Annotated in this window: 27 protein-coding genes; 14 read left to right on the forward strand and 13 right to left on the reverse strand. The window is 71.9% G+C overall.

The window, feature by feature from the left end:
- Positions 1 to 176: 176 nt before the first annotated feature.
- Both ACFKCF_RS10410 and ACFKCF_RS10415 read left to right on the forward strand, forming a co-directional pair.
- Positions 177 to 716 (forward strand): hypothetical protein, encoded by a 540-nt coding sequence (locus ACFKCF_RS10410; RefSeq protein WP_394492768.1) that lies wholly within the window; start codon positions 177 to 179, stop codon positions 714 to 716.
- 116 nt (positions 717 to 832) lie between these two features.
- Positions 833 to 2218, forward strand: coding sequence for a PepSY-associated TM helix domain-containing protein (locus tag ACFKCF_RS10415; RefSeq protein WP_394492769.1), 1386 nt, complete (start codon positions 833 to 835; stop codon positions 2216 to 2218).
- Here ACFKCF_RS10415 and ACFKCF_RS10420 read toward each other — a convergent pair.
- The 3 genes from ACFKCF_RS10420 to ACFKCF_RS10430 all read right to left on the reverse strand — a co-directional run bounded on the left by ACFKCF_RS10420 (position 2209) and on the right by ACFKCF_RS10430 (position 4589).
- Positions 2209 to 3432: an MFS transporter gene (locus ACFKCF_RS10420; RefSeq protein WP_394492770.1), complete on the reverse strand. Its 1224-nt coding sequence runs from the start codon at positions 3430 to 3432 to the stop codon at positions 2209 to 2211. The genes ACFKCF_RS10415 and ACFKCF_RS10420 overlap by 10 nt on opposite strands.
- Positions 3433 to 3643: 211 nt before the next feature.
- Positions 3644 to 3907 (reverse strand): hypothetical protein, encoded by a 264-nt coding sequence (locus ACFKCF_RS10425; protein WP_394492771.1) that lies wholly within the window; start codon positions 3905 to 3907, stop codon positions 3644 to 3646.
- A gap of 136 nt (positions 3908 to 4043) precedes the next feature.
- Positions 4044 to 4589 carry a hypothetical protein gene (locus ACFKCF_RS10430; protein ID WP_394492772.1) on the reverse strand — a complete coding sequence of 182 codons (546 nt, stop codon included), beginning with the start codon at positions 4587 to 4589 and terminating at the stop codon, positions 4044 to 4046.
- Between ACFKCF_RS10430 and ACFKCF_RS10435 the strand changes: the two genes are divergently transcribed.
- Entirely contained in the window at positions 4579 to 4965 is a 387-nt protein-coding gene (locus ACFKCF_RS10435) for a hypothetical protein (protein WP_394492773.1), read from the forward strand. The two genes, ACFKCF_RS10430 and ACFKCF_RS10435, sit on opposite strands and share 11 nt — an antisense overlap.
- Positions 4966 to 4969: 4 nt before the next feature.
- Positions 4970 to 5398 carry a S26 family signal peptidase gene (locus ACFKCF_RS10440; RefSeq protein WP_394492774.1) on the forward strand — a complete coding sequence of 143 codons (429 nt, stop codon included), beginning with the start codon at positions 4970 to 4972 and terminating at the stop codon, positions 5396 to 5398.
- Between the two features lie 11 nt (positions 5399 to 5409).
- On the opposite strand, the gene ACFKCF_RS10445 is transcribed toward ACFKCF_RS10440, so the two are convergent.
- The 4 genes from ACFKCF_RS10445 to ACFKCF_RS10460 all read right to left on the reverse strand — a co-directional run bounded on the left by ACFKCF_RS10445 (position 5410) and on the right by ACFKCF_RS10460 (position 8470).
- Complete coding sequence (locus ACFKCF_RS10445; RefSeq protein ID WP_394492775.1) at positions 5410 to 6195, reverse strand: saccharopine dehydrogenase; 786 nt, start codon at positions 6193 to 6195, stop codon at positions 5410 to 5412.
- Positions 6192 to 6482 (reverse strand): hypothetical protein, encoded by a 291-nt coding sequence (locus tag ACFKCF_RS10450; protein ID WP_394492776.1) that lies wholly within the window; start codon positions 6480 to 6482, stop codon positions 6192 to 6194. Before ACFKCF_RS10450 ends, ACFKCF_RS10445 begins: the two co-directional genes overlap by 4 nt.
- A complete protein-coding gene (locus tag ACFKCF_RS10455) occupies positions 6479 to 7918 on the reverse strand; it encodes an alpha/beta hydrolase family protein (protein WP_394492777.1) in 1440 nt (479 codons plus the stop codon). The genes ACFKCF_RS10450 and ACFKCF_RS10455 overlap by 4 nt, the downstream gene beginning before the upstream one ends.
- A gap of 93 nt (positions 7919 to 8011) precedes the next feature.
- A complete protein-coding gene (locus tag ACFKCF_RS10460) occupies positions 8012 to 8470 on the reverse strand; it encodes a MarR family winged helix-turn-helix transcriptional regulator (protein WP_394492778.1) in 459 nt (152 codons plus the stop codon).
- Between the two features lie 200 nt (positions 8471 to 8670).
- Here ACFKCF_RS10460 and ACFKCF_RS10465 point away from each other — a divergent pair, with 200 nt between their 5' ends.
- From ACFKCF_RS10465 to ACFKCF_RS10500, 8 genes are read left to right on the forward strand one after another with little or no spacing between them, the layout of a single operon-like run.
- Positions 8671 to 10125, forward strand: coding sequence for an aldehyde dehydrogenase family protein (locus ACFKCF_RS10465; protein ID WP_394492779.1), 1455 nt, complete (start codon positions 8671 to 8673; stop codon positions 10123 to 10125).
- Positions 10126 to 10135: 10 nt separating this feature from the next.
- The gene (locus ACFKCF_RS10470) at positions 10136 to 11236 is read left to right on the forward strand and encodes an NAD(P)-dependent alcohol dehydrogenase (RefSeq protein ID WP_394492780.1); all 1101 of its coding nucleotides are present in this window, start codon (positions 10136 to 10138) and stop codon (positions 11234 to 11236) included.
- Positions 11237 to 11248: 12 nt separating this feature from the next.
- Entirely contained in the window at positions 11249 to 12154 is a 906-nt protein-coding gene (locus tag ACFKCF_RS10475; protein ID WP_394492781.1) for an SDR family oxidoreductase, read from the forward strand.
- Positions 12155 to 12156: 2 nt separating this feature from the next.
- Positions 12157 to 13029 carry an amidohydrolase family protein gene (locus ACFKCF_RS10480; RefSeq protein ID WP_394492782.1) on the forward strand — a complete coding sequence of 291 codons (873 nt, stop codon included), beginning with the start codon at positions 12157 to 12159 and terminating at the stop codon, positions 13027 to 13029.
- A complete protein-coding gene (locus tag ACFKCF_RS10485; RefSeq protein WP_394492783.1) occupies positions 13026 to 13481 on the forward strand; it encodes a MaoC family dehydratase in 456 nt (151 codons plus the stop codon). The genes ACFKCF_RS10480 and ACFKCF_RS10485 overlap by 4 nt, the downstream gene beginning before the upstream one ends.
- Before the next feature lie 14 nt (positions 13482 to 13495).
- The gene (locus ACFKCF_RS10490; RefSeq protein ID WP_394492784.1) at positions 13496 to 14974 is read left to right on the forward strand and encodes a long-chain fatty acid--CoA ligase; all 1479 of its coding nucleotides are present in this window, start codon (positions 13496 to 13498) and stop codon (positions 14972 to 14974) included.
- Between the two features lie 39 nt (positions 14975 to 15013).
- Complete coding sequence (locus ACFKCF_RS10495; RefSeq protein WP_394492785.1) at positions 15014 to 15535, forward strand: hypothetical protein; 522 nt, start codon at positions 15014 to 15016, stop codon at positions 15533 to 15535.
- Positions 15536 to 15568: 33 nt separating this feature from the next.
- On the forward strand, positions 15569 to 16468 hold the full coding sequence (locus tag ACFKCF_RS10500; protein WP_394492786.1) for a DUF4097 family beta strand repeat-containing protein: 900 nt from the start codon (positions 15569 to 15571) through the stop codon (positions 16466 to 16468).
- A gap of 146 nt (positions 16469 to 16614) precedes the next feature.
- Here ACFKCF_RS10500 and ACFKCF_RS10505 read toward each other — a convergent pair whose 3' ends face one another.
- Entirely contained in the window at positions 16615 to 17721 is a 1107-nt protein-coding gene (locus tag ACFKCF_RS10505) for a hypothetical protein (RefSeq protein WP_394492787.1), read from the reverse strand.
- Between the two features lie 102 nt (positions 17722 to 17823).
- Positions 17824 to 18615, reverse strand: a complete 792-nt coding sequence (locus ACFKCF_RS10510; RefSeq protein WP_394492788.1) for a phytanoyl-CoA dioxygenase family protein — start codon at positions 18613 to 18615, stop codon at positions 17824 to 17826.
- 101 nt (positions 18616 to 18716) lie between these two features.
- On the opposite strand from ACFKCF_RS10510, the gene ACFKCF_RS10515 reads away from it, so the two are divergent.
- Positions 18717 to 19607: an AraC family transcriptional regulator gene (locus ACFKCF_RS10515; protein ID WP_394492789.1), complete on the forward strand. Its 891-nt coding sequence runs from the start codon at positions 18717 to 18719 to the stop codon at positions 19605 to 19607.
- Between the two features lie 123 nt (positions 19608 to 19730).
- Here the strand turns inward: ACFKCF_RS10515 and ACFKCF_RS10520 are convergent, their stop codons facing one another.
- Genes ACFKCF_RS10520 through ACFKCF_RS10530 form a run of 3 tightly spaced genes read right to left on the reverse strand, consistent with a single transcriptional unit; the run spans position 19731 to position 21882 of the window.
- The gene (locus ACFKCF_RS10520) at positions 19731 to 20402 is read right to left on the reverse strand and encodes a YqjF family protein (RefSeq protein WP_394492972.1); all 672 of its coding nucleotides are present in this window, start codon (positions 20400 to 20402) and stop codon (positions 19731 to 19733) included.
- Positions 20403 to 20437: 35 nt separating this feature from the next.
- Positions 20438 to 20668, reverse strand: a complete 231-nt coding sequence (locus ACFKCF_RS10525) for a hypothetical protein (protein WP_394492790.1) — start codon at positions 20666 to 20668, stop codon at positions 20438 to 20440.
- A gap of 11 nt (positions 20669 to 20679) precedes the next feature.
- The gene (locus ACFKCF_RS10530) at positions 20680 to 21882 is read right to left on the reverse strand and encodes a hypothetical protein (RefSeq protein ID WP_394492791.1); all 1203 of its coding nucleotides are present in this window, start codon (positions 21880 to 21882) and stop codon (positions 20680 to 20682) included.
- Between the two features lie 182 nt (positions 21883 to 22064).
- Here ACFKCF_RS10530 and ACFKCF_RS10535 point away from each other — a divergent pair, with 182 nt between their 5' ends.
- A complete protein-coding gene (locus ACFKCF_RS10535; protein WP_394492792.1) occupies positions 22065 to 22649 on the forward strand; it encodes a hemerythrin domain-containing protein in 585 nt (194 codons plus the stop codon).
- Positions 22650 to 22719: 70 nt separating this feature from the next.
- Here ACFKCF_RS10535 and ACFKCF_RS10540 read toward each other — a convergent pair whose 3' ends face one another.
- Entirely contained in the window at positions 22720 to 23067 is a 348-nt protein-coding gene (locus ACFKCF_RS10540; protein ID WP_394492793.1) for a hypothetical protein, read from the reverse strand.
- Positions 23068 to 23110: the final 43 nt, after the last annotated feature.

The following is a 23110-nucleotide window of genomic DNA, read 5'->3' on the forward strand; positions in this document are numbered from 1 at the left end:
GGCGCGAACCTTTCCCGTAAAACCACCAGGCGCGCTCATGGCTCGCCTTTAGGAGAGATACGCGGGTTCCCGCCGTCGGGTTCAAGCAACAGGCAAAGTTTTTAAGATCCGAATTCCGTGTATACGAATTCACGATCACATGGCACTATGACCGGGTGCATGTCGGTCAGCCCTTCTTGCGCGCAATACGCGCCGCGGTGTTCGCGGCGGTCTGCGTGCTGGTTTCGGCCGCCCTGCATGGACTGGCCGGCGGCGATCCGGTGCGCACGGGCACGTTGCTCGGCGCGCTCGCGCTGACCTGGACGGGCGCGTTCCTGCTCGGCGGCCGCCAGCGCGGCATGGAGGTGCTGCTCGCGGCGTGCTTCGCCGCCCAGTACGGCATGCATCTCCTGTTCGGCGCGCGCGGCGCCGACGTGCCGCCGCCTCATGAGCACGCCACGGGCGTGGGCATGTTCCTCGTGCACGCCATGACGGCGGTCATTTCGGCCTGGTGGCTGGCGCGGGGCGAGTCCGCTCTCGCCGCGCTGCTCCATCTCGCCGTCGCCTCGGTCGGCCGCTGGTGGAGCGTCCTGTCTGTCCTGACGGGCGGGCCGGCCGAGCCGAGCCCGCGCGGTGGCCGGCCCTCGGCGTGGGACGACCACGACGCCTTCCTCCAGCGCCTGTTCGCGGCGGCGATCTCCCGGCGGGGCCCGCCGGTGCGTTTCTCCCTCATCTGACCCCTTCCGGGCCGCCGGCCCGCGTTCCGCCACGCCCTGTGAACGGCGTGGGCGGACCTCGAACCCTTGTCGAGAGCGCGACGTACCTGTGCGCGCTGTGAGTGGAGAAACGCCTGATGACCTCGACCTCCGACGTCACCAATACCGTCGATCACGCCCCACCCCCGTCCCGTGACCGCACCGCCTGGGCCGCGCTGCGCCCGCTGGTGCTGCGGCTGCACTTCTACGCGGGCGTCCTCATCGCCCCCTTCCTGCTCGTCGCCGCCTGCACCGGCCTGCTGTACGCCGCCTCGTACCAGATCGAGCAGGTCGTCTACCAGCACGAGCTCACCGCGCCCGCCGGAAAGACCAGCCTGCCCCTCAGCGCGCAGGTCGCGGCGGCCCGCGCGGCCCACCCCCAAGGCGCCGTCACCGCGGTACGGCCCGGCGCCGAGCCGGGCCAGACCACCCGCGTGCTGATCAACCAGCCGGGCCTGGCCGAGAGCACCCAGCTGGCCGTGTTCGTTGATCCCTCCACCGGCCAGGTGCGCGGCACGCTGGAAAGTTACGGCAGCTCCGGAGCGCTGCCCGTACGCGCCTGGATCTCCACCCTCCACCGCCAGCTCCACCTGGGCGAACCCGGGCGGATCTACAGCGAACTGGCCGCCAGCTGGCTGTGGGTGGTCGCGCTCGGCGGCCTGGCCCTCTGGGTCGCCCGCCGCCGCCGCAACCGGCGCCACCTCATCGTCCCCGACCGCGCGGCGAGCGGGCAGCGCCGCACGCTGTCCTGGCACGGCTCGGTCGGCCTGTGGGCGGTGCTCGGCCTGCTGTTCCTGTCCGCCACCGGCCTGACCTGGTCGAAGTACGCCGGGGAGAACGTCGACGAGCTGCGCGCGGCGCTCAACTGGACGACCCCGTCGATCGACGTCTCCGGCGGCGACCACGCCGCGCACACCGCGACCGCAGGACACCAGGCCGGCGGAGCCGACGTCGGGGTGGACCGCGTCGCCCAGGCCGCCGCCGGCAAGGGACTGTCCGGCCCGCTGGAGATCACCTGGCCCGCCAACGCCGGCGCGCCCTACCTGGTGAAGGAGATCGACAAGACCGCGCCCACCCGCCTGGACCAGGTCGCCGTCGACGCCACCACCGGCCAGGTGAGCGCCGAGCTGCGCTTCGCCGACTACTCGCTGGCCGCCAAGCTCGCCCGGTGGGGCATCGACGGGCACATGGGCCTGCTGTTCGGCCTGGCCAACCAGATCATCCTCGCGCTCCTTGCCATCGGCCTGATCACCCTCATCGTGCTCGGCTACCGCATGTGGTGGCGCCGCCGGCCCACCCGCGGCTTCGGCAAGCCGTACCCCCGGGGCGGCTGGCGCAACGTGTCCTGGGCCCTGCTGGTCCCGCTCGGCCTGGTCGCCATCGCCGTCGGGATCTTCCTGCCGCTGATGGGCATCTCGCTGGCGGCGTTCCTGGTGATCGACGTCCTGCTCGGGCTCCGCGCCCGGCTGGGGTCTCAGACGTGATCTTCCGAACGCCGGGGCAGGAACAGGCCGGAGACGCACATGCAGGCCGCGACCAGGAACAGGCCCGCCCGGGTGCCGAGCGTGCTCGCGACCAGGCCGCCGAAGGCGATGAAGACCGGCTGCGTGACGTTCGTGGCGAAGATCCAGAGCGTCGACACCCTGGCCAGCAGGTGGTCCGGGGTGCCGAGCTGGCGGTAGGTCGTCATGGTGGAGTTCGCCAGGCCGGAGAAGAACAGCACGCCCGCGAAGCCGAACCCGCAAAGGACCAGGCCGGCGGTGCCGGGTGAGGCCAGCGGGATGAGCGCGTACCAGGGGCCGCGCCAAAGGCTGACCCACCACAGGCCGCGGACCAGGCCGAATCGCCTGCCCAGCCTCGGCGCGAGCCGCGCGCCGAGGAAGCCGCCGAGCGAAGGCAGCCCCATGAGCAGGCCGTACTGCCATGGGGTGAAGCCCAGGTCGCGCAGGTAGAACAGCGAGCTCAGCGGCGTCGCCATCGCGCTCGCGCCGGCGAAGATGAGCCAGCTCGCGAACATCCGCCGCAGAACCGGATGCGTCCGTACGAAGCTCCACCCGGCGAACAGCTCCGCGCGCCGGGAGGGGCTCGGCTCGCGCGCGGGCGGTGGCGGCTCGGGCGTGCGCAGCGACCGGATCGTCCAGGCGCTCACGACGAACGACACGGCGTCGACGATCAGCGCGCCGACCGCCGACAGGACGCCGATGAGCGGACCGGCCAGGGACGGGCCGACCAGCACGCTCAACCAGCGGGTCGACTCCAGGCGGCTGTTGGCGCTCATCAGCCTCTCGGCCGGGACGAGAGCCTTCAGATGCGCCTGCGCCGCCCCGGAGGAGGCGATCTGGCCGGCGGCGTTGCCCAGAGCGGCGACACACAGATGAGCGAATGTCAGCAGCCCGGAGAACGCCGCGACCGGAATGCTGAGCGTCAAAATACATCTAGCGATATCCGACCAGATCAGGACCGGGCGTTTGGCCCGGAATTCGATATACCGCCCCACGGGAAATGCGACGACGACAATTGTGACAGCCTGAATCGCCGACAACAAGGCGACCTGGAAAGCCGAGGCGTCCAGCACGGTGATGGCGACCACGGGCAGGGCGACCATGCTCACCGCCGAACCCAGCTGGCTCACGGTCGCGCCCGCCCACAGGCGCCGGAAGTCCCTTTCGCCCGCGCTGTCCTCGTCTACCCGGCTCATGTCAGGGCGCAGAATGCCTCCTTCATCGAGCTGCGCCGATCATCATCGCCGAGGGAGCAGCGTGCTGCCAACCGTACGGCACGCTGATCCTCCGGCGATCAGCCGCCGTCGGGGCGGGGCTTGCGGCGCGCGTGTCCGACGCCGCCTGGGCCGCCGAGCGCGACGCGGCGGACGTGGTGCGCTCCTACCGCTGGCTGTACTGAGCCGCCGCCTACCCGGACCGCGTTCGCCGCCCTCCCGCTCCGGGCGGCTCCCCGTAGAGCACCTCACGCCGCTGGGCCGGGTGGATGTCCCGCGACGCCCTCTGCCCAGCCGGCTTCACGAGGAGCACGGGCAGGCCCGGCATCAGCACGACGACCGTGACGAGCTGACTGATCACGGACACCGAGCCGAGCATGCCCAGCCCCCTCAGGACGCTGCGGCCCAGGCCGAGGACGGACTCCACGACGCGCGAGCCCTGTACCGGTGACACCACCCACGCCCACCAGGCGACCGCAGGCCGAGCACCGTACCAGTGACGCCACCCGCCCCCACCAGGCGGCCGGAAGCCGAGCGCCGTACCGGTGACACCACCCGTGCGAGGCCGGACGGCATCGCGGGGTGGCGCGGGCTCATGCTCTGGAGGGCGCCGGGAGGCGGGCGAGGTCGTTGTCGCTGGCGAGCACCGTGCCGGCTTCGACCAGGCTGAAAGTGGGAAACGCCCGCACCGCGAAGGCGTCGATCACGGGAGCGGCCTGCTGCCCGGCGACCACGCGCGCCACAGGGGACAGGGCGTCGAGCGTCTCGGTCATCTGGGCGGGCTCCCCGGAGACGACGGCGAGCACCCGGTCCCGGCCGCCGGGCACGGCCCCGGCCTGGCTCACGAACTCCGGAAGCTTGTCCTCGCAGGCCGAGCACCCTTGCGAGAAGAACGCCACGAGCGTCTGCTCCGCGAACGTCGCGGCGGAGACCGGATCGCCGTCGAGCGTCGAGGCGGCGAGGTCGCCGACCTTGTGGCCCGGGGCGGGGATGAGGTCGCTCGTCCACATGCCGTTGTTGCCGAGCCGCTCCAGCTCGGCGGTGTGCGCGCGGAGCCGGCGGATGACGCCGAACGTCAGCAGCAGGTCGAGCAGGCACAGCGCCCCGACGAGGACCACTGCCACCGAGATGAACACCATGGGCGATATTCCCTTCACGCTGACCGCATTTGAGAAGCTCCCGGAAATCATGGCCTCCGCCGCTTTCCCGGACCTGTCGCCCGCCTGTCGTCGATCGACAGAACCACGACAGGCTCCGGAAAGCGTGAACGGGGACACTAGCCGGAACGACCCCATACCGGAGGTGATCGTGAAAGCACTGCTGGAGCAATTGAGCGATCGGCTTCTCCAGAAAGTCGTCCCGCAGGCGACGGCGTCCGCCATCGACCGGTGCAACTGCGAATGCATTCCCTGCTGCATCTGGATCGGCAACCGCAACTACCGGGGCAAGCTGTGCTACGACTGCATCAGCGGGCACCGCTGCGGGTGCGCGAGCTTCGGGACCGACTGCCCGTGACGTGGTGATCGTCGTCCTTGCCCTGCTGGGAGGTGCCTGCCTGCTGTGGGTGCGCAGGCGGCACCTGCTCGTCACCGTGAACGGCCGGAGCATGGAGCCGGCGTACGAGTCCGGCGACCGGGTGCTGGTCCGGCGCGTGCCGTTCGCCCGGGTACGGCGGGGCCAGGTGGTGCTCGTCCAACGGGACCGAATGCCGGCCCACGATCAATGGGAGGAGCCGGATTTCATCATCAAACGGGCGGTGGCGGTGCCCGGCGATCCGGTGCCGCCCGTCGATTTTCCCGGGCTCGCGGAAACCTCCGTACCGCCCGGGAATCTGCTGGTCCTGGGCGACAATCTCACGCGTTCTTACGACTCACGACACCACGGATACGTGCCGATGGAAAGATTCGTCGGCGTCGTCGTACGTCGATTGCCGCGGCGTTCGCAATAGGGCGGGAATTTTCACTCGCCGTCCAGCGACAGCGCGTCCAGCGGGAGGGACCGCAGGAAGTCCTCGGCATCGAAGATCTCCCCGGCGGTGACGACCCCGGTGGCCCGGCCGCGGCCGGTCAGGATCCGCTCGGCGGCCTCCACCACGATCGGCGCGGTGACGGCGTAGATGTCGCGGCCGCGCGCCGACACCCGCCGCCGCTCGTCCCCCCGGCGGACGACGACCTCGACCAGGAAGACCTGGGCCGATCGTCCGTCGGCGCCGGCCGCCTGCGGACCCTTGGTCTCCGGGTCGCCAAGGTCCTTCAGCGGGGCGACGTTCAGGAAGGCGTCGATCCGCGGGGTGTCCAGGTGGCGCGAGACGGTGACCACGTCGGCGTTGGAGAACTGCCCCACGACGTCCTGGGTCCCGAACGGGTCGGAGAACGTCCAGGTCCCCTTCGGCTGCGGCTCGTCCCCCGCGACGACGTGCAGGTGGTGGTCCGAGAAGACCACCCGCCGCCCGGCCCGGCGCTGCCCGGCCAGCAGGGTGCCCGGGGTCGGGTGCCAGCTGTCCAGGGCCACCGCGATCGAGATCTCGTCGGCCGCCGGCCAGTCACCCATCGCGACGGTCGCCAGCAGGTCGCCCAGCGCGCCGTAGAACGCCATCACCGGTGCCACCACGATGCCCGCCTCCTTCACCCACGGATCGTCCCGGTAGGTGTCGAACGTGCTCATCGCGACCAGGGTCTCGCCGGTGACGTCCAGGTAGTGGATCCCGGCGCGCAGCGCGGCCTCGATCCGGCGGCGCGGTGTCACCGAACGGCCCGGCAGCGGGCGAACTCGACCGCGGTGTAGGCGACGCCGGGGACCGGCCGCGGGTCGCCGGGACGCAGCCACGTCACGGGCACGCCGAGCGCGGACAGCGTCCGCACGAGGTCGTCCTGCGTCTCGACGCGCAGAGCGGCCAGCAGCTGGTCGCCGTCGTTGGCGTGTCCGCCGTACGCGCGGCAGAAGCGGAAGTAGGCCAGCTCGCGCGCCCAGGCGTGCAGCCGGGCCGGTGGGTGGCGCTCGTAGAGGTAGTCGGTCCAGCGCTTCCCGTTCACCCGCCGGATCGTACTTCGCTGTCCGCGTGGTGGACGGTGAGGTCGCCGTACGGCGACAGCCGCGCGGCGAGGTCGCCCGGCTTGCCGCGTAAGGTCGCGTCGAGGAAGGCGACGCTGGTGGCAGCCGTGAGGCGCAGCCCGTCGGTACGGCCCAGCGACCCGGCCAGCGCGGGCACGGGCGGAAGGTAGAGCGGCGCGTCCGTGAACGTCAGATGCGCCGTCCCGGGGACGGTGAGCCGGTAACTCGTGGCGGTGCTGAGGTCGAGCACCCGCGTGAGGCGAGGAATGTAGGTCGGGTTGTCCGCCGGGTCCACCGGGTGGGTGAGCGCGAGCACCGGCTGGCGGAAGGGCCGCGGCTCGGGGTCGTGGGGAGCGCCGTCCAGGTCGATGACCGCCGCGAAGCGGGTGTCCTGGCGGGCCGCCCGCAACGCGGCGGCCCCGCCGATCGAGTGGCCGGTCACCGCGGCCCGAGCGGTGTCGAGGCGACCGGTCAACGGGCTCGCGAGCTCACCCCGGTCGAGACGGCCCAGCTGGGTCAGGACGAAGCCGAGGTCGTCGGCGCGCACCGCCGTCCAGCCGGCCGCCCGCCGCTCGTCCTCGCGATCGTCGCCGGTCGCGGCGACCCGGGTGCGGATCGTCCGGCCGTCGGCGAGGACGACGGCGGCGGAGTCGTACGGGTGGTCGAGGGCCACCACGACGTAGCCGAGACTGGCCAGCTCCTCCGCCCAGGCGGTGTTCTGGGTGCGCACGCCCCCGAGCCCCGGCGAGAACAGCACCACGGGGAACCGTCCTGCGGCCACGGCGGCACCCGGCACCGAGCGGGTGCGGGCGGCCGAGGCGCCGTCGAACAGGAAACCGGGCACCCCGAGATAGGCCGCCGCGGCGCCGGAGACGACGCGCGCCTCCCGCTCCGTGCGTCCGAGATACGGGGCCCGCGCGGCGCCCGCCGCACTCCCCCGCGCCGGGTACCAGAACTGGACGACCACCGTGCGCCGGTCATCCGGGTCGGGCGTCGCGGGCTCCGGACGGCCCGGATCGGTCCACTCCAGCACGAAGGTGCCGACCGGGAACCGGCCCGACGGCTCGGGGAAGACGGGCACCGGAAACGCCCACGAGGCCACCGGCCCCGCGGCGACGAGGCCGGCGCACGCCGCCCACCCCGGCAACGCCAGCCACCACGGAGCCCGCCACGCGGGCCGGCGCAGCAGCACGGGGAGGCTGACCGACAGCACGATGGCGGCGCCCGCGAGAACCGGCACGAACTGCCAGCGCACCCCCGCCAGGACCAGCGCCGTCGCGGAGAGCAGCACGACCGCCGCCGCGCCGATCGCGACCGGCCGGCGGGCACGGGACGGAAGCCGGTGAGCGACCACCAGCAGCACGGCGCCCAGCACCACAACGATCTCCGGCAACGACATGCCCAACGTCAACGTCACCGGGCCATTGTTGGGGACGCACCCGTCCCAGCGCGTCCACCTGAGGTCTGTCTTTCATGTCCGACCTACGGTTGACACCGCCGCCGAAAAGCTTCAGAGAAGAGCCCGCCACGCCTTGGAGAGCGCGTGGCGGAGCTGGCCCACCTGTCGCGAGGACAGGTCGGCGATCATGAGCTCCTCGAGCTCGCGTACCGGCCCGGCGAGGCGGGCCAGGAGTTCGCGCCCCGCGTCGGTGAGGAGGATGTGCAGCTCGCGGCGGTTGGCCGGGTTGCGCTCGCGCCGGATGAGCCCGCGCTCCTCCAGGGCGCGCACCAGGTCGGCCACGGACTGCGCGGTCACGAACGAGTCGCGGGCCAGCTGGGCGGCCGACAGCCCGTCGTGCCGCTCCAGCACGGTGAGCGCGGTGTACTGCGTCACGGTGATGCCGGTCGGCCGCATCAGCTCGTCGAGGCGTGAGCGGACGACGAGCTCCACCTGTTTGACCATGTAGAGCAGCGACGGCGGCGCCTTGTCCGCGGCCGTGCCCGCCTGCTGTTCCGCCGCTGCGGTCATCCACCTGCTCCTGAGTCGTCATCGGGGAGATCCAGGCTAGGCCATTGACAGGAAACCTGTTGGCAACAAGACTGCCAATCGACAGGTTTCCTGTCAATCGAAGGCGGCTTGTCCTCGGCGTACCCGGTCTTTTCTGCCGTGTGGCCGAGGCCACTCCGAGGCCCCGCCACGGGCGGAATCCGTGAGAGAGAAGCGCGACCATGAGCGATCCCGAGTTCGAGGAAGGCCGGCTGTTCATCGGCGGCCAGTGGCGCGAGGCGGCCAAGGGCGGCCGGACCGACGTGATCGACCCGTCCACCGGCCAGGTGGCCGGCACCGTGGCCGCGGCGGACGAGACAGACGTCGACGCGGCCGTGACGGCCGCCCGCGAGGCGTTCGACCACGGCCCCTGGAGCACCACGAGCCCGCGCGAGCGGTCCCGGGTGCTCAACAAGATCGCCGACCTCATGCGGGAGAACGCCGGCGAGCTCACCCGGCTGGAGAGCCTCGACGTCGGCAAGCCGGTCGCCCTGTGCGGCCCCGTGGACGTGCGGACCGCGATCGAGCACTACGAGTTCTACGCCGGGCTGGCGCAGACCCTCGACGGCGCCACCCGCGCCACGCCCATGAACGCCTTCGCCTACACCCGCCGCGAGCCCGTGGGCGTGGTCGCCGCGATCACCCCGTTCAACTTCCCGCTGATCCTGTCCAGCACGAAGCTCGCCCCCGCGCTGGCGGCCGGGAACACCGTGGTGCACAAGCCCGCCGACGACACGCCGCTCAGCGCCCTGTTCATGGCGAAGCTGTTCCAGGCGGCCGGCGTACCGGACGGCGTGGTCAACGTCGTCACCGGCACCGGGCCGGTGGCCGGTGAGGCGCTGCTCAGGCACCCGGGCATCGACAAGGTCGCCTTCACCGGGTCGACCGCCGTCGGCCGGCACGCCGCCGCCGTGGCGGGCGAGGCGCTCAAGCCGGTCACGATGGAGCTCGGCGGCAACGCCGCGCACATCGTGTTCGAGGACGCCGACGTGGAGAAGGCGATCGGCGCGATCATCAAGGGCTTCGTGTTCAACACCGGCCAGTTCTGCATGGCCGGGCCGCGGCTCCTGGTGGCCCGGCCGCTCCATGACACGATCGTCGGGATCCTGGCCGAGGCCGTGCCGGGAGTCCCGGTGGGCGATCCCCGCGACCCCGCGACGGTCGTCGGGCCGATGGCCGCCGACCGGCACCTGAAGAAGGTCGAGGAGTACGTCGCGCTGGCCCGGCAGGAGGGCGGCCGCGTCGTGTGCGACGGCGAACGGCTCGACCTGAACGGCGGCTACTACTACGAACCGACCGTCATCGCCGGCCTGCCGGACGACTCCCGGGCCGTGCGGGAGGAGATCTTCGGTCCCGTCCTGACCGTCCAGCCGTTCGACTCCGAGGACGAGGCGATCGCGCTGGCCAACGGCATCCGCTACGGGCTGGCGGCGGGCGTCCAGACCGGCGACGTCGCCCGGGCGCACCGCGTCGCGGCCAGGCTCCAGGCGGGCATCGTCTGGGTGAACGACTGGGCGATGCTCGACCCGGCGGTGCCCTTCGGCGGGGTGAAGGACTCCGGGTTCGGCCGCGAGTCCGGCCCGGAGGCGCTGGCCTCGTACACCAGGACCAAGTCCGTCGTCGTCTCACTCGGCTGAGGAGCCCGTCATGGTCATGACCACCGCGGCCGTCGTCGAGTCAGGCGCGGCGCCCTTCACCCTCACCGACGTCGAGCTCGACGAGCCGCGCCACGACGAGGCCGTCGTCCGCATGGCCGCCGCCGGCCTGTGCCACACCGACCTGTCCGTGGCCTCGGGCGGTCTGCCGTTCCCCCTGCCCGGCGTCCTGGGCCACGAGGGGGCGGGGGTCGTCGAGGCGGTCGGCCCGGCGGTCACGGCGGTCGCGCCGGGCGACCACGTCGTCCTGTCCTTCACCTCCTGCGGCGCCTGCGGCAACTGCCGCGGCGGCCACCCGGCCTACTGCGCCTCCTGGCTGCCGCTGAACCTCATCGGCGGCCGGCGAGCCGACGGCAGCAGCACCATCACGCGCGCCGGCGCGCCGATCGGCGGCCACTTCTTCGGGCAGTCGTCGTTCGCGCGGCTGGCGCTGGTGGACGAGCGCAGCCTGGTCAAGGTCGATCCCGAGGTGCCGCTGGAGACGGTCGCGCCCCTGGGCTGCGGCGTGCTGACCGGCGTGGGAGCCGTCTGGAACGTGCTCCGGCCCCGGCTCGGGGACACCGTGGTCGTCCTCGGCGCCGGCTCGGTCGGGCTGTCGGCCGTGATGGCGGCGGCCCTGAGTCCCGCGACGGCCGTCATCGCCGTCGACAGGATCTCCGAACGCCTGGAGCTGGCCCGCGAGCTCGGCGCCACCCACACCGTGGACGCGGGCCGGGCCGACGTCGCCGAGGCCGTCATGGAGCTGTCCGGTGGAGGCGCCCACGGCATCGTGGAGACCACCGGCAGCGTCGCCGTGGCCCGCGCGGGCGCCGCCGCGCTCGCCGCCCGCGGCACGCTCGTCCTGGTCGGCGCGCCGCCGTTCGGCACCGAGCTGGCCCTGGACGTCAACGGCATGCTGCCGGGCAGGCGCGTGACCGGCCTGACCCTCGGCGACGCCGAGACGCGGGCCGCCATCCCCGCCCTGGTCCGGCTCGTCCGCGCCGGCCGGCTGCCGGTGCGGAAGCTGATCAGCCACTACCCGTTCGACGACATCGATCGCGCCGCGCGGGACATGGCCGCGGGCAAGGCGATCAAACCCGTGATCACGTTCTGAGAGGTGTTCCACATGGATCTGACCGGCAAAGCGGCGATCGTCACCGGCAGCGGGCGCGGCCTCGGCCTGGCCTATGCCGAGGCCCTCGCCGCGGCGGGCGCCGCGGTGGTGGTGAACGACGTCGACCAGGAGGCGGTGGACGCCGCGGTGGTGAAGATCACCTCGGCGGGCGGCCGGGCCGTCGGCGTGACCGCCGCCGTCGGCGGCACGGCGGCGGCCGACCACCTGGTCGAGGCGTGCGTACGGGAGTTCGGGCGCCTCGACGTGCTGATCACGAACGCGGGCATCCTGCGCGACCGGGTGCTGTGGAAGATGTCCGACGAGGACTTCGACGACGTCGTGAACGTGCACCTGCGGGGCACGTTCACCTGCGCCCGCGCGGCGGCGGTGCGCATGCGCGAGCAGGGCACGGGCGGGCGGCTGATCCTCGTCGGCTCGCCGGCCGGCCAGCGCGGCAACTTCGGCCAGACCAACTACGCCGCGGCCAAGGCCGGCATCGTCGCGATGGCCCGGACCTGGGCGATGGAGCTGGCCAAGGCCGACATCATGGTCAACGCGGTGATCCCGGTCGCGGCCACCGAGATGACCAAGACCATCCCGGCGTTCGCGCCGGTCATCGCCGAGTCCGAGCGCACCGGGGAGCCGCTGCCCGGCTGGCTGCGCAGGGACGAGGGGCTGGGCACGGTCGAGGACGTGACCGGGCTGATCACGTACCTGGCCTCGGACGCCTCCAAGGGCGTCACCGGGCAGGCGATCGGCGTCGGCGGGGACCGGCTGGCCCTGTGGGCGCACCCGAAGGAGAAGGCGGTGGCGTACGCCGACGGCGGCTGGAGCGCCGAGGCGATCGCCGGACAGTGGCACACGGGCGTCGGCGCCGAGCCCGAGACCTACGGCATCCCCGCCCCCAAGGGAGCCTGACGGTGAACCTCGACGAGCTGGTCGCCATCGACGTCCACACCCATGCCGAGGTCTCCAAGGACGGCCACGGCTCGCTGAGCCCGGCGTTGTTCGGCGCGTCCGAGGAGTACTTCGGCTCGCACGAGCGCCCCACCATCCCCCGGATGGCCGCCTACTACCGGGAGCGGAAGATGGCCGCGGTGGTGTTCACCGTGGACGCCGAGCACGCCACCGGCCACCCGCGCATCGCCAACGAGGAGATCGCCGAGAGCTGCGCCGAACACGCCGACGTGCTGATCCCCTTCGCCAGCGTCGACCCGCACAAGGGCAGGGCGGGGGCGCGGGAGGCCCGCCGCCTGGTGGAGCGGTACGGGGTGCGCGGCTTCAAGTTCCATCCGAGCATCCAGGGGTTCGCCCCGAACGACCCGATGGCCTATCCCCTGTACGAGGTCATCGAGGAGCTCGGCGTGCCCGCCCTCTTCCACACCGGGCAGACCGGCATCGGCGCGGGCGTGCCCGGCGGGGGCGGCATCCGGCTCAAGTACTCCAACCCGATGCTGGTCGACGACGTGGCCGTGGACTTCCCCGAGCTGCGCGTCATCCTGGCCCACCCGTCCTTCCCCTGGCAGGACGAGGCGCTCGCCGTCGCCACGCACAAGCCGTACGTCCACATCGACCTGTCCGGATGGTCACCGAAGTACTTCCCGCCCCAGCTCGTCCGATATGCCAACAGCCTGCTCAAGGACAAGGTGCTCTTCGGCTCCGACTTCCCCGTCATCACCCCGGACCGCTGGCTGGCCGACTTCGCCAAGCTCGACATCAAGCCCGAGGTCCGCCCCAAGATCCTCAAGGACAACGCCGCCCGCCTGCTGGGCCTCGACAAGGAGACCTCATGACCACGGTGAACGGACTCGCGGAGATCAAGGCCCTGGCCGGCCGCGACCTGGGCCACAGCGCCTGGCTGGAGATCACCCAGGAGCGGGTGAACACCTTCGCGGACGCCACGAACGACCACCAATGGATCCACGTCGACACCCGGCGGGCGCAGGACGGCCCCTTCGGCGGCACCATCGCCCACGGCTATCTCACCCTGGCGCTGGTCATCCCGCTGTTCAACGAGGTGCTCGACATCCAGGGCGTGAGGATGAGCATCAACTACGGGCTGGAGAAGGTCCGCTTCCCGAGCCCAGTGCGCGTGGGCGCCAAGGTCCGCCTGGCCGCGAGGGTCGCCGAGGTCGAGGACGTGCCCGGCGACGGCGTGCAGATGCTCTGCGACTTCACCGTCGAGATCGACGGCGTCGGCAAGCCCGCCTGCGTCGCCCGTGCCGTCTACCGCCACTACGCCTGAGAGGTGACGGGACGGTGTTGAACGCAGGGCTCGGCGGGTGGCCGGCCAGGCGGGCCGCGATGTCGCCGGACCGCACCGCCTTCGTCTTCCACGGCCGCGCGACGACGTACGCGGAGGTGTCCGACCGCGCCACCCGGCTGGCCGGGCAGCTGCGCGCGGCCGGGGTGCGCAAGGGAGACCGGGTGGCCTACCTGGGGCAGAACCACCCGGCGTTCGTGGAGACGATGTTCGCCACGCACATGCTCGGCGGCGTCTTCGTGCCGCTGAACTTCCGGCTCGCCGCGCCAGAGATCGACTACCTGCTGGCCCACAGCGGGGCGACGGTGCTCGTCCACGCCCCCGAGCACGCCTTCGGACAGGCCGTGCGCACGGTGGTGACGCTGGGCCCCGGCTACGAGGACTGGCTCGCCGCCGGCGACCCCACGCCCGTCGACGTGCCGGTCGGCCTCGACGACGTGGCCTGCGTCCTGTACACCTCCGGCACCACGGGCCGGCCCAAGGGCGCCACGCTGACCCACGGCAACCTGGTCTGGAACTGTTACAACCTCCTGGTCGGGGTGGACGTCGCCGCCGACGAGATGACGCTGGTCAGCGCGCCGCTGTTCCACGTGGCGGCGCTCAACCAGTGCCTGCTGCCCACGTTCCTCAAGGGCGGATGCTCGGTCATCATGCCGTCCTGGGACGTGGAGGCCTGCTTCGACCTCATCGCCGAGCACCGCGTCACCTGGATGTTCGGCGTGACCACGATGTTCGCCGCGCTCGCCCGGTCGCCCCGCTGGGCCGGCGCCGACCTGTCGTCCGTACGCTGCCTGATGGCGGGCGGCGCGGCGGTCCCGCCCGCGCTGATCCACGCCTACCAGGAACGCGGCCTGACCTTCTGCCAGGGTTACGGCCTCACCGAGACCGCGCCGGGCGCCACGTTCTTGGAGGCGGGCGAGAGCGAACGCAAGGCCGGGTCCGCCGGGGTCCCGGTCTTCTTCACCAATGTCCGCTGCGTCCGGCCCGATCTGACCGACACCGCCCCCGGCGAGCCCGGTGAAGTGATCATCCAGGGGCCCAACGTGACCCCCGGCTACTGGGACGATCCCGCCGCCACCGAGCGGGCCTTCTCCGAGGGCCGGTGGTTCCACTCCGGCGACATCGCGTACGTGAACCCCGAAGGGCACTTCCACATCGTCGACCGGGTCAAGGACATGTACATCTCCGGCGGCGAGAACGTCTACCCGGCCGAGGTCGAGGCGGCCGTCCACGAGCACCCCGCGGTCGCCGAGGTCGCGGTGATCGGCGTGCCGGACGCCACGTGGGGCGAGGTCGGCCGGGCATTCGTGATCACCGTCCCCGGGCGCGAGCTGACCATCGGCGAGCTGCGGGCGTTCCTGGCCGGACGGCTGGCCAAGTACAAGCTCCCCGTGTACCTCGACGTCGTGGACGACCTGCCCCGCACCGGCTCGAACAAGATCCAGAAGAGCCGCCTGCGCGCCATGGCCCGGTGACGTCTGGTTCTGGCGTCATTTTGGCGTCATAATGACGCCATGGATCTCAAGCCGTACGTCGACAGGCTCCACAGGGACCTCGCGGTCGCCGCGGAGGCAGGCGGCGAGGACGCGCGCGCCCTCGCCCGCCGACTGCTCTCACCGCTCGAGTCATCCGTCCGGCTGATCCTGCTGGAGGTCCTGTCGGCGGCCGCCGACGAGATCACGCGCGAGCTGGCGCCCGGTTCGGTGGAGGTCCGCCTGCGCCGCGGCGATCCCGATTTCGTCCTGACCCGATCCCCGGCGGGGCACCCGTCCGACGACCTCGACGACGGCGGGCCGTCCGGCGCGGACGTCCAGCCCGTGGACCCGCCGGGCACCCAGGACGGCGGCACCGCCCGCATCAGCCTCCGCCTCCCCGAGCACCTGAAGGTCCAGGTCGAGGAGGCCGCCCGCCGGGAGGGCCTGTCGGTCAACACCTGGCTGGTCCGCGCCGTCGCGGCCACGCTGGAGCCCGGCGGCCGCCGGGCGGCGGGGCGCGGCTCGGCGAGCGGGCGCAGCTACACCGGCTGGGTCGGCTGAGGCCCGGACGCACACAACCACGAGGAGCGCTTCATGCCGACATTCGACACACCCGACCCGATCTCGGTCAGCATCGACCTGCCCGGCGCCGAGGTCACGATCATCGCGAGCGACCGCACCACCACGGTGGTCGACGCGCGGCCGGGCGACGGCGAGGAGGGGGCGGCCGCGATCCAGATCGGCTACGCGGCAGGCAAGCTGGTCGTCAAAGGCGCGCAGCAGGAGTCCGTCCAGTCCCGCTTCGCGGGCGCCGGAGCGGGCGCGCGGCGCCAGGGGTGGGGCCTGTCAGCACTGACCGGCCTGTTCGGCGACTGGGGGGAGCCGGTCCGCGTGACGATCGAGCTGCCGTCGGGCTCGCACGTCCAGGGCTCGACGATGGCGGGCGAGTTCCACTGCACGGGCCGATTGGGAGAGTGCCGGCTGCGGACCGGCTACGGCGACATCCGGCTCGACCAGGCCGGCGCGATCCAGCTGACCAGCGACAGCGGCGAGATCGTCGTCGAGCGCGCGACCGGCCGGGCCGAGGTCTCCACCGCGTCCGGCGAGGTCAGGATCCAGGAGGTGGCCGGCCCCGCGTCGATCAGAAACCACGACGGGGAGTGCTACGTCGGCGAGGTGACGGGCGACCTGCGGCTGATCGGCACCAACGGCGACATGCAGGTCGAGCGCGCCCACGGCGGCGTCGAGGCGAAGAACGTGCACGGCAGCGTGCGGATCGGCGAGGTCGCGCGCGGCTCGGTCGTCCTGACGAGCGCGACCGGCGACCTCGAGGTCGGCATCCGGCAGGGCAGCGCGGCGTTCCTCGACGTGAGCACGGCCAACGGCAGGCTGCTCAACTCCCTCGACGCCCGCGAGAGCCCGGAAGGGTTCGACGAGGCGGTCGAGATCCGCGCCCGCAGCCACGACGGCGACATCACGATCCGCCGCGCCTGACCTCGCGACGGCCCCTGTCCCCTCTGGCCATGCCGCCGTGTATCGGCGCGGTACGTCGTCGTACCCCCCGGTGGCCGCGACGCCCGCCACTGCACCCGCGCCCGGGGCGGATCCTGCCGCCTGACCCGACGCTGATCGTCTCGCGATCAGGAGGCACTTCCACGGCGGAGCAGACCGGACAGCTGCTGTCGCGTCTGGACGAGCAGCTCCGGAACCGCCCGGCGCGACAGGGAGATCGCCTTGCGCGCCACGCGGCGGCCCTCGCGCGTCCGTCCGGCGGCGCTCAGCACGAGCGCGTGCGCCGTGAGCGCCGAGAGCAGCGCCGGAGTGTAGGCGAGGGCGTCCTGCCCGGCCGCTGACCGTGTCACCTGGACCATCCGCACGCTGCTGGAGATCGCCTCGTCAGGATCCGTCCGGCAAAGAATCTTCGCGTGGGTGCCGGTGACGCGTGCCAGGAGGTGAAGATACTCACCGCGGTACACGTTGATCAGTCGCTCGCAGCACTCGACCGCCTCCTGCGCGTCCGCGAGTGCGTCCCGCTCGCGACCGGCGGCGAGTTCGCAAGTGGCGCGGAGGTCCAGGACGCCGGCCAGGGCGGGCAGGTAGCGGTAGTCGTCGCGCCCGCTGATCGTGCGCAACGCCGTCAGTGCCTCCTGGCTCGCAGCCAGCGCCTCGTCGTGCCGCTCGCCGGCACTGAGCAGGCTCGCCCGGGTGGCCAGCGTCAGGGCCACGTCACGCTCGTGGTCGGGGCCACCGCGCCACTCGCCGAGGCCCTCCCTGCGGATCCGCAGAGCCTCGGCGTTCGCCTCGAGCGCCTCCTGCGGCCGTTCGGCCAGCTGGAGCAGGCCCCGGTGAGCGTCAAGCGCCTCGGCGAAGTCGTCGAGACGCTCGCGGCGGCGGTCGGGGTCGCCGTCCAGCAGGCTGCGGTGATGCTCGATCCGTTCGGCGCTCACCTCCAGCGCCTGTTCGACCCGGCCCATGCCGAGCAGGGCCTTGGCGTGCTGGTCCAGGGCGATGGTCAGCTGAGGCAGGTAACCCTCGGGGTCGGCCTGGGACCGGGCCCGCAGGGAGCCGGCTGTGGCGGCCAGCTTGCGGATGCCCCGCCACTTCCAGATCCGTGGCAGGAGCCAGCCCAGGCCGATGATCGCGGCCAGCGGCAACACCGTCGCCCAGCCCGGCCACACGATGAACGAGATCAGTGCGGCACCGGCCACCAGCCCCAGGAGGACCATGACCGCGCAAGATCGCATCATGACGCCCAGTGTGACGCCCGGCGACCAAAGCGCAATCCCGGGCACCGTACCGGGCCGGCGGCCCTCCCGATCTTTCCGGGGGGGCCGCCGTACGCCGGTCGGCTAGGCCCAGGGGCGGGGGAAGGCGTCGCTGTCCAGCCGGTCGCCCACGGTGAGTCCGAGAGGGTCGGTCACGACGTGCCCGGCCCCGCTGTAGCGGGTCGCCTCGTCCATGAAGATGGTGACGTGCGCGAGCCGGGCCTGGCCGGTGCGGTTGGGCAGCGCCATGTGGCCGGTGTAGCCGCTGTGGAAGGTGCAGTCGCCGGCGCGGAGCGGCACGGTGACGCGGGGGATCCAGCGCAGGGACGGGTCCGCCTCGAACAGGTCCTCCTCTTCGTGGAGGTCCTGCGGACGCAGGCCGGCGCGATCCTGGGTGCCCGGCAGGAACGTCATGCAGCCCCGCTCCGGAGGAACGTCGACCAGCGCTATCCACGCCGACAGCGGGAGCCGGTCGCCCGTGTGCGGCCAGTACGGACGATCCTGGTGGAACTCCGTGGCGGCGTTGTTGTGCGGCTCCTTGACCAGCATCTGGTCGTGCCAGAGCCGCAGCGAGAACCCGGCGAGCTGTTCGGCGATCCGCCCGATCCGCGCGTCGAACGTGAGCTCCCGCAGCGTCTGGTCGCGCTGCCAGACGTTGACCAGTTGGCTGAAGGTGCCCTGCTTCTCCAGGCTCTCCCCGCGATGCGCCTCCAGGAACGCCTCGGCGCCGGCCCGGAACCGCTCGACCTGGCCGGCATCGAGCACGCCCCGCACTCGGACGAAACCGTGTTCGCGGTACGCCGCCACCAGTGCGTCCGGCACCCGGCCATCGGCGCCGACGTCGCTGCCGGACTGCTCGGTCGTGATCATTGCCATCGCTGACCTCCAGGGTTCTTGCCGTTGCGATACCGCAAGCCTCGTCGAGGCGTGCCGCCACGGGCTAGGCCGATCCCGGCGACTAGTCGTACGATCCCGACATGCCTGCCGTCCTGCACGAGCACGCGCTGTTCGCCGGGGGCCCGGTCCTGGCAGGTGTCCACCACCTGAACCCCGACATCGAGCCGCACGCGCACGACTTCCTCGAGATCGCCGTGATCGGAACCGGTCACGGCCGGCACATGACCAGCCAGGGCGAGCACCCGCTGCGGCGCGGGCAGGTCATCGTGCTCCGCCCCGGCGCCTGGCACGCCTTCCGCGACTGCGCCGACCTGACCGTCGCGAACTGCTGCCTGTCCGCCCAGTCGCTGCGGGGCGAGCTGGCGGCGCTGTACGACATCCCGATGCTGCGCCGGATGCTGTGGACCGATCCGGTGGCGTCCGGCACGCACGGCGTGGCGGTCACGGCCGTCGATCCGGCCGCCGCCGAAGAGGCCATCGCGGAGATCGGCCTGCTCGAACGGGACCTCGCAGCCGGTCGGAGCCGGCCGGGCCGGGTGCTGGGCCGGCTGGTCACCGTGCTCGGCGTCCTGGCCGACGGCCGCGACCCCGAATGGCAGACGCTCGAGTCCACCGTCCACCCCGCGGTCGCCGCCGTCATCGCCCGGCTCGAGGCAGCGCCCGCCCATCCGTGGCGGCTGGACGATCTCGCCCGGACGGTCAACCTGGATCCCGCCTATCTCGGACGGCTGTTCAGGCGGCATGTCGGGCTGACGCCGCTCGGCTTCCTGGCCCGGCTGCGGGCCGAGCGCGCCGCCACGTTGCTGGCACACTCGAGCCTGCCGACCGCCCGGGTCGGCGCCGCCGTCGGCTGGGACGACCCGACGTACTTCGCCCGCCGCTTCCGTACGCTGGTCGGGCTGACGCCCACCGAGTACCGGCGACGAAGCCGATCAGCCGCCCATGCTCAGCCCAGCGACCCGGCTTCCTGACCAGCCGAGGAGGTCAGAGGCCCGCGCCCACCTGGCCCGTGCCGATGCGAGCACGGCGGCCGAGTCGACGACCCGGCCGGTGATGAGGGGAGCAGCGCCAGGCGTGCCTGCGCTCTCGGAGGATCACCAGGTCCACATTCCCACGCGCACGTCGACACCGGGTGAGGCGTGCAGGACGGGGGCGTCGCCGGGGTCGGGCAGTCCTGCGGCTCGGAGCAGGTCCTGGTCGAGGCTGATCAGCTCGGTGTGCTGCAGCGGCCAGGCAGGATGCTCCACGTCGGCCGCGGCCAGCCGTCCCGCCACCATGGTGAACAAGCGGTAACGGGCGGTCAGGAAGTGCGCGAGCTCGTCGCTCCCGGTCAGTAAGGCGCCCGCTTCCAGCTCCGCGTCGCAGCGCGTCCCTTGCGGCCCCGGCCACCGTCTGCGGCAGCGGTATCGACGACGGCCGCCGTCGGCCCGTACGGACATGTCCGACCAGTGGTACGGAAGCCAGTACCCGGTACGGCCGCCGAGAGCGGCCGCGAGCCTTCCCGCGTCCAGCGACAGGAACCAGATGCCCGAGCGGCCCCGCGGGTCGCGCACATAGGTGCGGCAGTTGGTCTCGGGGAAGCTGGACAACCATGGAAGCGCCGGAAGGCCCGGCATGTGCACGTCCGTCATGAGGAACGGCGTCAGCCCCACCCACGCCGACCCGTCGAACGTCTCGACCGTGAGCGCGTCCGGCACCACCTCCCGCACAACCTCGGCGGGGTATCGCCAGTGCAGGAACGTCATGTGCAGCCAACGGTGGTACATCACCGGCAACGCCACGCGCGGCGGAGGCGGCGCCCTCATAGAGCGAGGCGACGATGCTCGGCGATGAGGCGGCCGTCGTGGCGGATGCGGGCCGCCCGGTAGGGGGAGACCGGGCGCGTGACGCAGTCCTGCGCGACGGTCTCGGCCTCCGCCTGGTCCACCCCCCACCCGATGGTGTGCCACCGCTCGTCCGCCGCGTCCAGGGCGGTGATCTCGAAGAGCTGCCGCGCCGGACGAGGCGTGCAGGGGGTGTGGTGGTGACCCATACGAACTCTCCTCAGCGGTGGAAGGCAAGGCTGCGGACGGGGTGCTCGCCCTCCGTCTGCAGGCGGTACTCCTGGCCGGACTTCGCCCGGTTCTCCTCGATGACCAGCTCGGACGGCGCCTTGTCGCCGCCCATGAGCGCGTCCTGCATCTTCTCGAAGCGCTCGTGGGCCTCCTGCACGTAGCCGGTCCCCAGGGTGGTGTAGTCGATCTGGGTGGCGATCAGCTCGCGCAGGTAGGCCTTGTTCGGCTCGAACGTGACCGGGGCGGGCAGCTCGGGCGCGCACACCTGCTCCGGGTCGCGGCCGTCGTGCTTCTTGAACAGCTCGGCGGCCAGCCGCAGGTGCTCCAGCTCCATGTTGAGGTGGAGCTCCCAGATGTTCTTCACCTTGGGATCGGACTCGGTCTCCATGAACGAGTGGTAGAGGTAGCACTCGTTGTACTCGTGGTTGAGCAGCATCTCCCACCAGCTCTCGCCCGGATCGACGAGCGACTCGTAGTGGGTGACGTGCTCCTCCTCGATGAGGCCGATCTCCTGATACAGCTGGCGGGCGATCGGCTCCATGTACATGGGGCCGACGTTCATGTAGAAGTTCATGGTCTGCTGCTCGGCCGCCATGATGGTGAGGGCGTGCAGCTTGCTGATCGGGGCGGTGTTGCTGCGGTCGTACGGCTCGCGCACGTTGTCCACCGGGTTCCGGTGGTGCAGGTACGTGGGGCGGCCGGGCATGACCTCGGTCAGCGCGTCGACGATCTTCTCGGCCTTGCGGTGCTCGATCATCTCGTACAGGTTCGCGTACCGGTAGAGGTGGTCGAAGTCCTCCAGCACGCCGAACTGGTAGGCCTGCTTCAGGTACTGGTCCGGCTCCATCCGGGCCACCCAGGCGGTCAGGTCCACGGCGACCTGCTCGTAGGCGAGGGTGGTCTCCAGGACCGAGGCCAGTCCGGGCAGCAGCCAGTTGACCGCCTTCTGCTGCTGCGCCTCGATGTAGCGCACCCGCGCCAGCTGCTGCTTGAGCTCGAGGTCCGGGCAGTGGCGGGCGAGCTGGTGGCTGAAGAAGATCGCCTCCGTCTCGATCCCGTTCATCGCGATGATCCGGCACCGCGTGTACGGATCGGCGTGGTCGGGATCGATCGGAGTCACGTTCAGCTCGCGCCAGTTCCGCAACTGCCTGTCCAGCGGGATACCCCGCTCCCGCAACGGGTTGAAAGTCATGTGCCTCGTGCTCCTTGTCGACGGCGGTCAAATCCAGGCGGTGGCATCCGCAAGCCGGGCTTACCCGAGGGCTCAGGGGGCAATCTCTGCGGCTCACCGCAGAACGCCCCGGAGTCGGTAAGGCCATGCGTGACCAGCAACGTCACGGGTAGGCACCGGCGGTATCCGAGAGGAGACCGATCATGACCACCCAGAGGACGATGCCCGAGACGATGGGCGAGAACGACGTCATCGACCTGCTTCTCGCTCAGCACGCGATGATCAGGGACCTGTTCGACGAGGTCGAGCAGGCCGCGCCGGACCAGCGGGGCGAGGCGTTCACCCGGCTGGTGCGGCTGCTGGCCGTGCACGAGACGGCCGAGGAGGAGATCGTCCACCCTTACGCCCGCCTCAAGATAGACGGCGGTGACGCCGTCGTCGACGACCGCCTGGCCGAGGAGAACCAGGCCAAGGAACTCCTGCAGCAGATGGACCAGGCCGGGCCCAACGCCCCGGACTTCGCGGAGAAGCTCGCCGTACTGCGTGCCGCCGTCGAGGCACATGCCCGCAGCGAGGAACGCTACGAGTTCACCCAGCTGCGCGGCCACACCACCGAGGCCGAGCGCCGGAGCATGGCCCTCGGCGTCAAGGCCGCGGAGGCGATGGCTCCCACCCACCCGCACCCCGGCACCGAATCGGCGACCAAGAACCTGCTCCTGGGCACCCCCATCGCGATGATGGACCGGGTGCGCGACGTGATCCGTCAGGCCATGGGCAAGCAGGGCTGACCCGGGCCGGGCCGACGGCTCGACGTCGCCCAGGATCCTCGCCAGACGTCACGCCGGCGGGGCAGGCCGATCAGTTGTCGTAGACGTGCACCAGTTCGGCGTCCGGGGCATGCATGAGGGGGAGGGCGTGCTCGCCGAACAGCCGGGCCACCAGCTCGCCGCTGTCGCCGCGCAGCCGTACGACCGCCGGCCCGGGGTCGCGCTGGGCGGCGACGGGTGCCTCGGCGCCCTCGCCACGCTTGCCCTGCCCGCCGGGGACGGCCAGGCCGGCCAGGCTCTGGGCGATCCCGGGAGCCAGCGCGGCGACGTGCCGCAGGTCCCGCTCGTCGAAGGGCGGGCGGCCGGCGGAGCGGAACAGGTCCACCACTCCCCCGGTGACCTGGTGCAACATGCCCGCGGCGGGCGCGGAGCGCGCCACGTCACGTCACGTCACGTCACGTCACGGAAGGTCAGCACGTCCT

The sequence above is a fragment of the Nonomuraea sp. JJY05 genome, assembly GCF_043496855.1.
Taxonomy (GTDB): domain Bacteria; phylum Actinomycetota; class Actinomycetes; order Streptosporangiales; family Streptosporangiaceae; genus Nonomuraea.

What these genes read in the sequence shown, in the direction of transcription:
- ACFKCF_RS10415 (WP_394492769.1), top strand. Translation starts at nt 833, where the DNA reads ATGACCTCGACCTCCGACGTCACCAATACCGTCGATCACGCCCCACCC.
- ACFKCF_RS10420 (WP_394492770.1), bottom strand. Translation starts at nt 3,432, where the DNA reads ATGAGCCGGGTAGACGAGGACAGCGCGGGCGAAAGGGACTTCCGGCGC.
- ACFKCF_RS10435 (WP_394492773.1), top strand. Translation starts at nt 4,579, where the DNA reads ATGAACACCATGGGCGATATTCCCTTCACGCTGACCGCATTTGAGAAG.
- ACFKCF_RS10430 (WP_394492772.1), bottom strand. Translation starts at nt 4,589, where the DNA reads ATGGTGTTCATCTCGGTGGCAGTGGTCCTCGTCGGGGCGCTGTGCCTG.
- ACFKCF_RS10460 (WP_394492778.1), bottom strand. Translation starts at nt 8,470, where the DNA reads ATGACCGCAGCGGCGGAACAGCAGGCGGGCACGGCCGCGGACAAGGCG.
- ACFKCF_RS10465 (WP_394492779.1), top strand. Translation starts at nt 8,671, where the DNA reads ATGAGCGATCCCGAGTTCGAGGAAGGCCGGCTGTTCATCGGCGGCCAG.
- ACFKCF_RS10470 (WP_394492780.1), top strand. Translation starts at nt 10,136, where the DNA reads ATGGTCATGACCACCGCGGCCGTCGTCGAGTCAGGCGCGGCGCCCTTC.
- ACFKCF_RS10475 (WP_394492781.1), top strand. Translation starts at nt 11,249, where the DNA reads ATGGATCTGACCGGCAAAGCGGCGATCGTCACCGGCAGCGGGCGCGGC.
- ACFKCF_RS10485 (WP_394492783.1), top strand. Translation starts at nt 13,026, where the DNA reads ATGACCACGGTGAACGGACTCGCGGAGATCAAGGCCCTGGCCGGCCGC.
- ACFKCF_RS10495 (WP_394492785.1), top strand. Translation starts at nt 15,014, where the DNA reads ATGGATCTCAAGCCGTACGTCGACAGGCTCCACAGGGACCTCGCGGTC.
- ACFKCF_RS10500 (WP_394492786.1), top strand. Translation starts at nt 15,569, where the DNA reads ATGCCGACATTCGACACACCCGACCCGATCTCGGTCAGCATCGACCTG.
- ACFKCF_RS10505 (WP_394492787.1), bottom strand. Translation starts at nt 17,721, where the DNA reads ATGATGCGATCTTGCGCGGTCATGGTCCTCCTGGGGCTGGTGGCCGGT.
- ACFKCF_RS10510 (WP_394492788.1), bottom strand. Translation starts at nt 18,615, where the DNA reads ATGGCAATGATCACGACCGAGCAGTCCGGCAGCGACGTCGGCGCCGAT.
- ACFKCF_RS10515 (WP_394492789.1), top strand. Translation starts at nt 18,717, where the DNA reads ATGCCTGCCGTCCTGCACGAGCACGCGCTGTTCGCCGGGGGCCCGGTC.
- ACFKCF_RS10520 (WP_394492972.1), bottom strand. Translation starts at nt 20,402, where the DNA reads ATGTACCACCGTTGGCTGCACATGACGTTCCTGCACTGGCGATACCCC.
- ACFKCF_RS10525 (WP_394492790.1), bottom strand. Translation starts at nt 20,668, where the DNA reads ATGGGTCACCACCACACCCCCTGCACGCCTCGTCCGGCGCGGCAGCTC.
- ACFKCF_RS10530 (WP_394492791.1), bottom strand. Translation starts at nt 21,882, where the DNA reads ATGACTTTCAACCCGTTGCGGGAGCGGGGTATCCCGCTGGACAGGCAG.
- ACFKCF_RS10535 (WP_394492792.1), top strand. Translation starts at nt 22,065, where the DNA reads ATGACCACCCAGAGGACGATGCCCGAGACGATGGGCGAGAACGACGTC.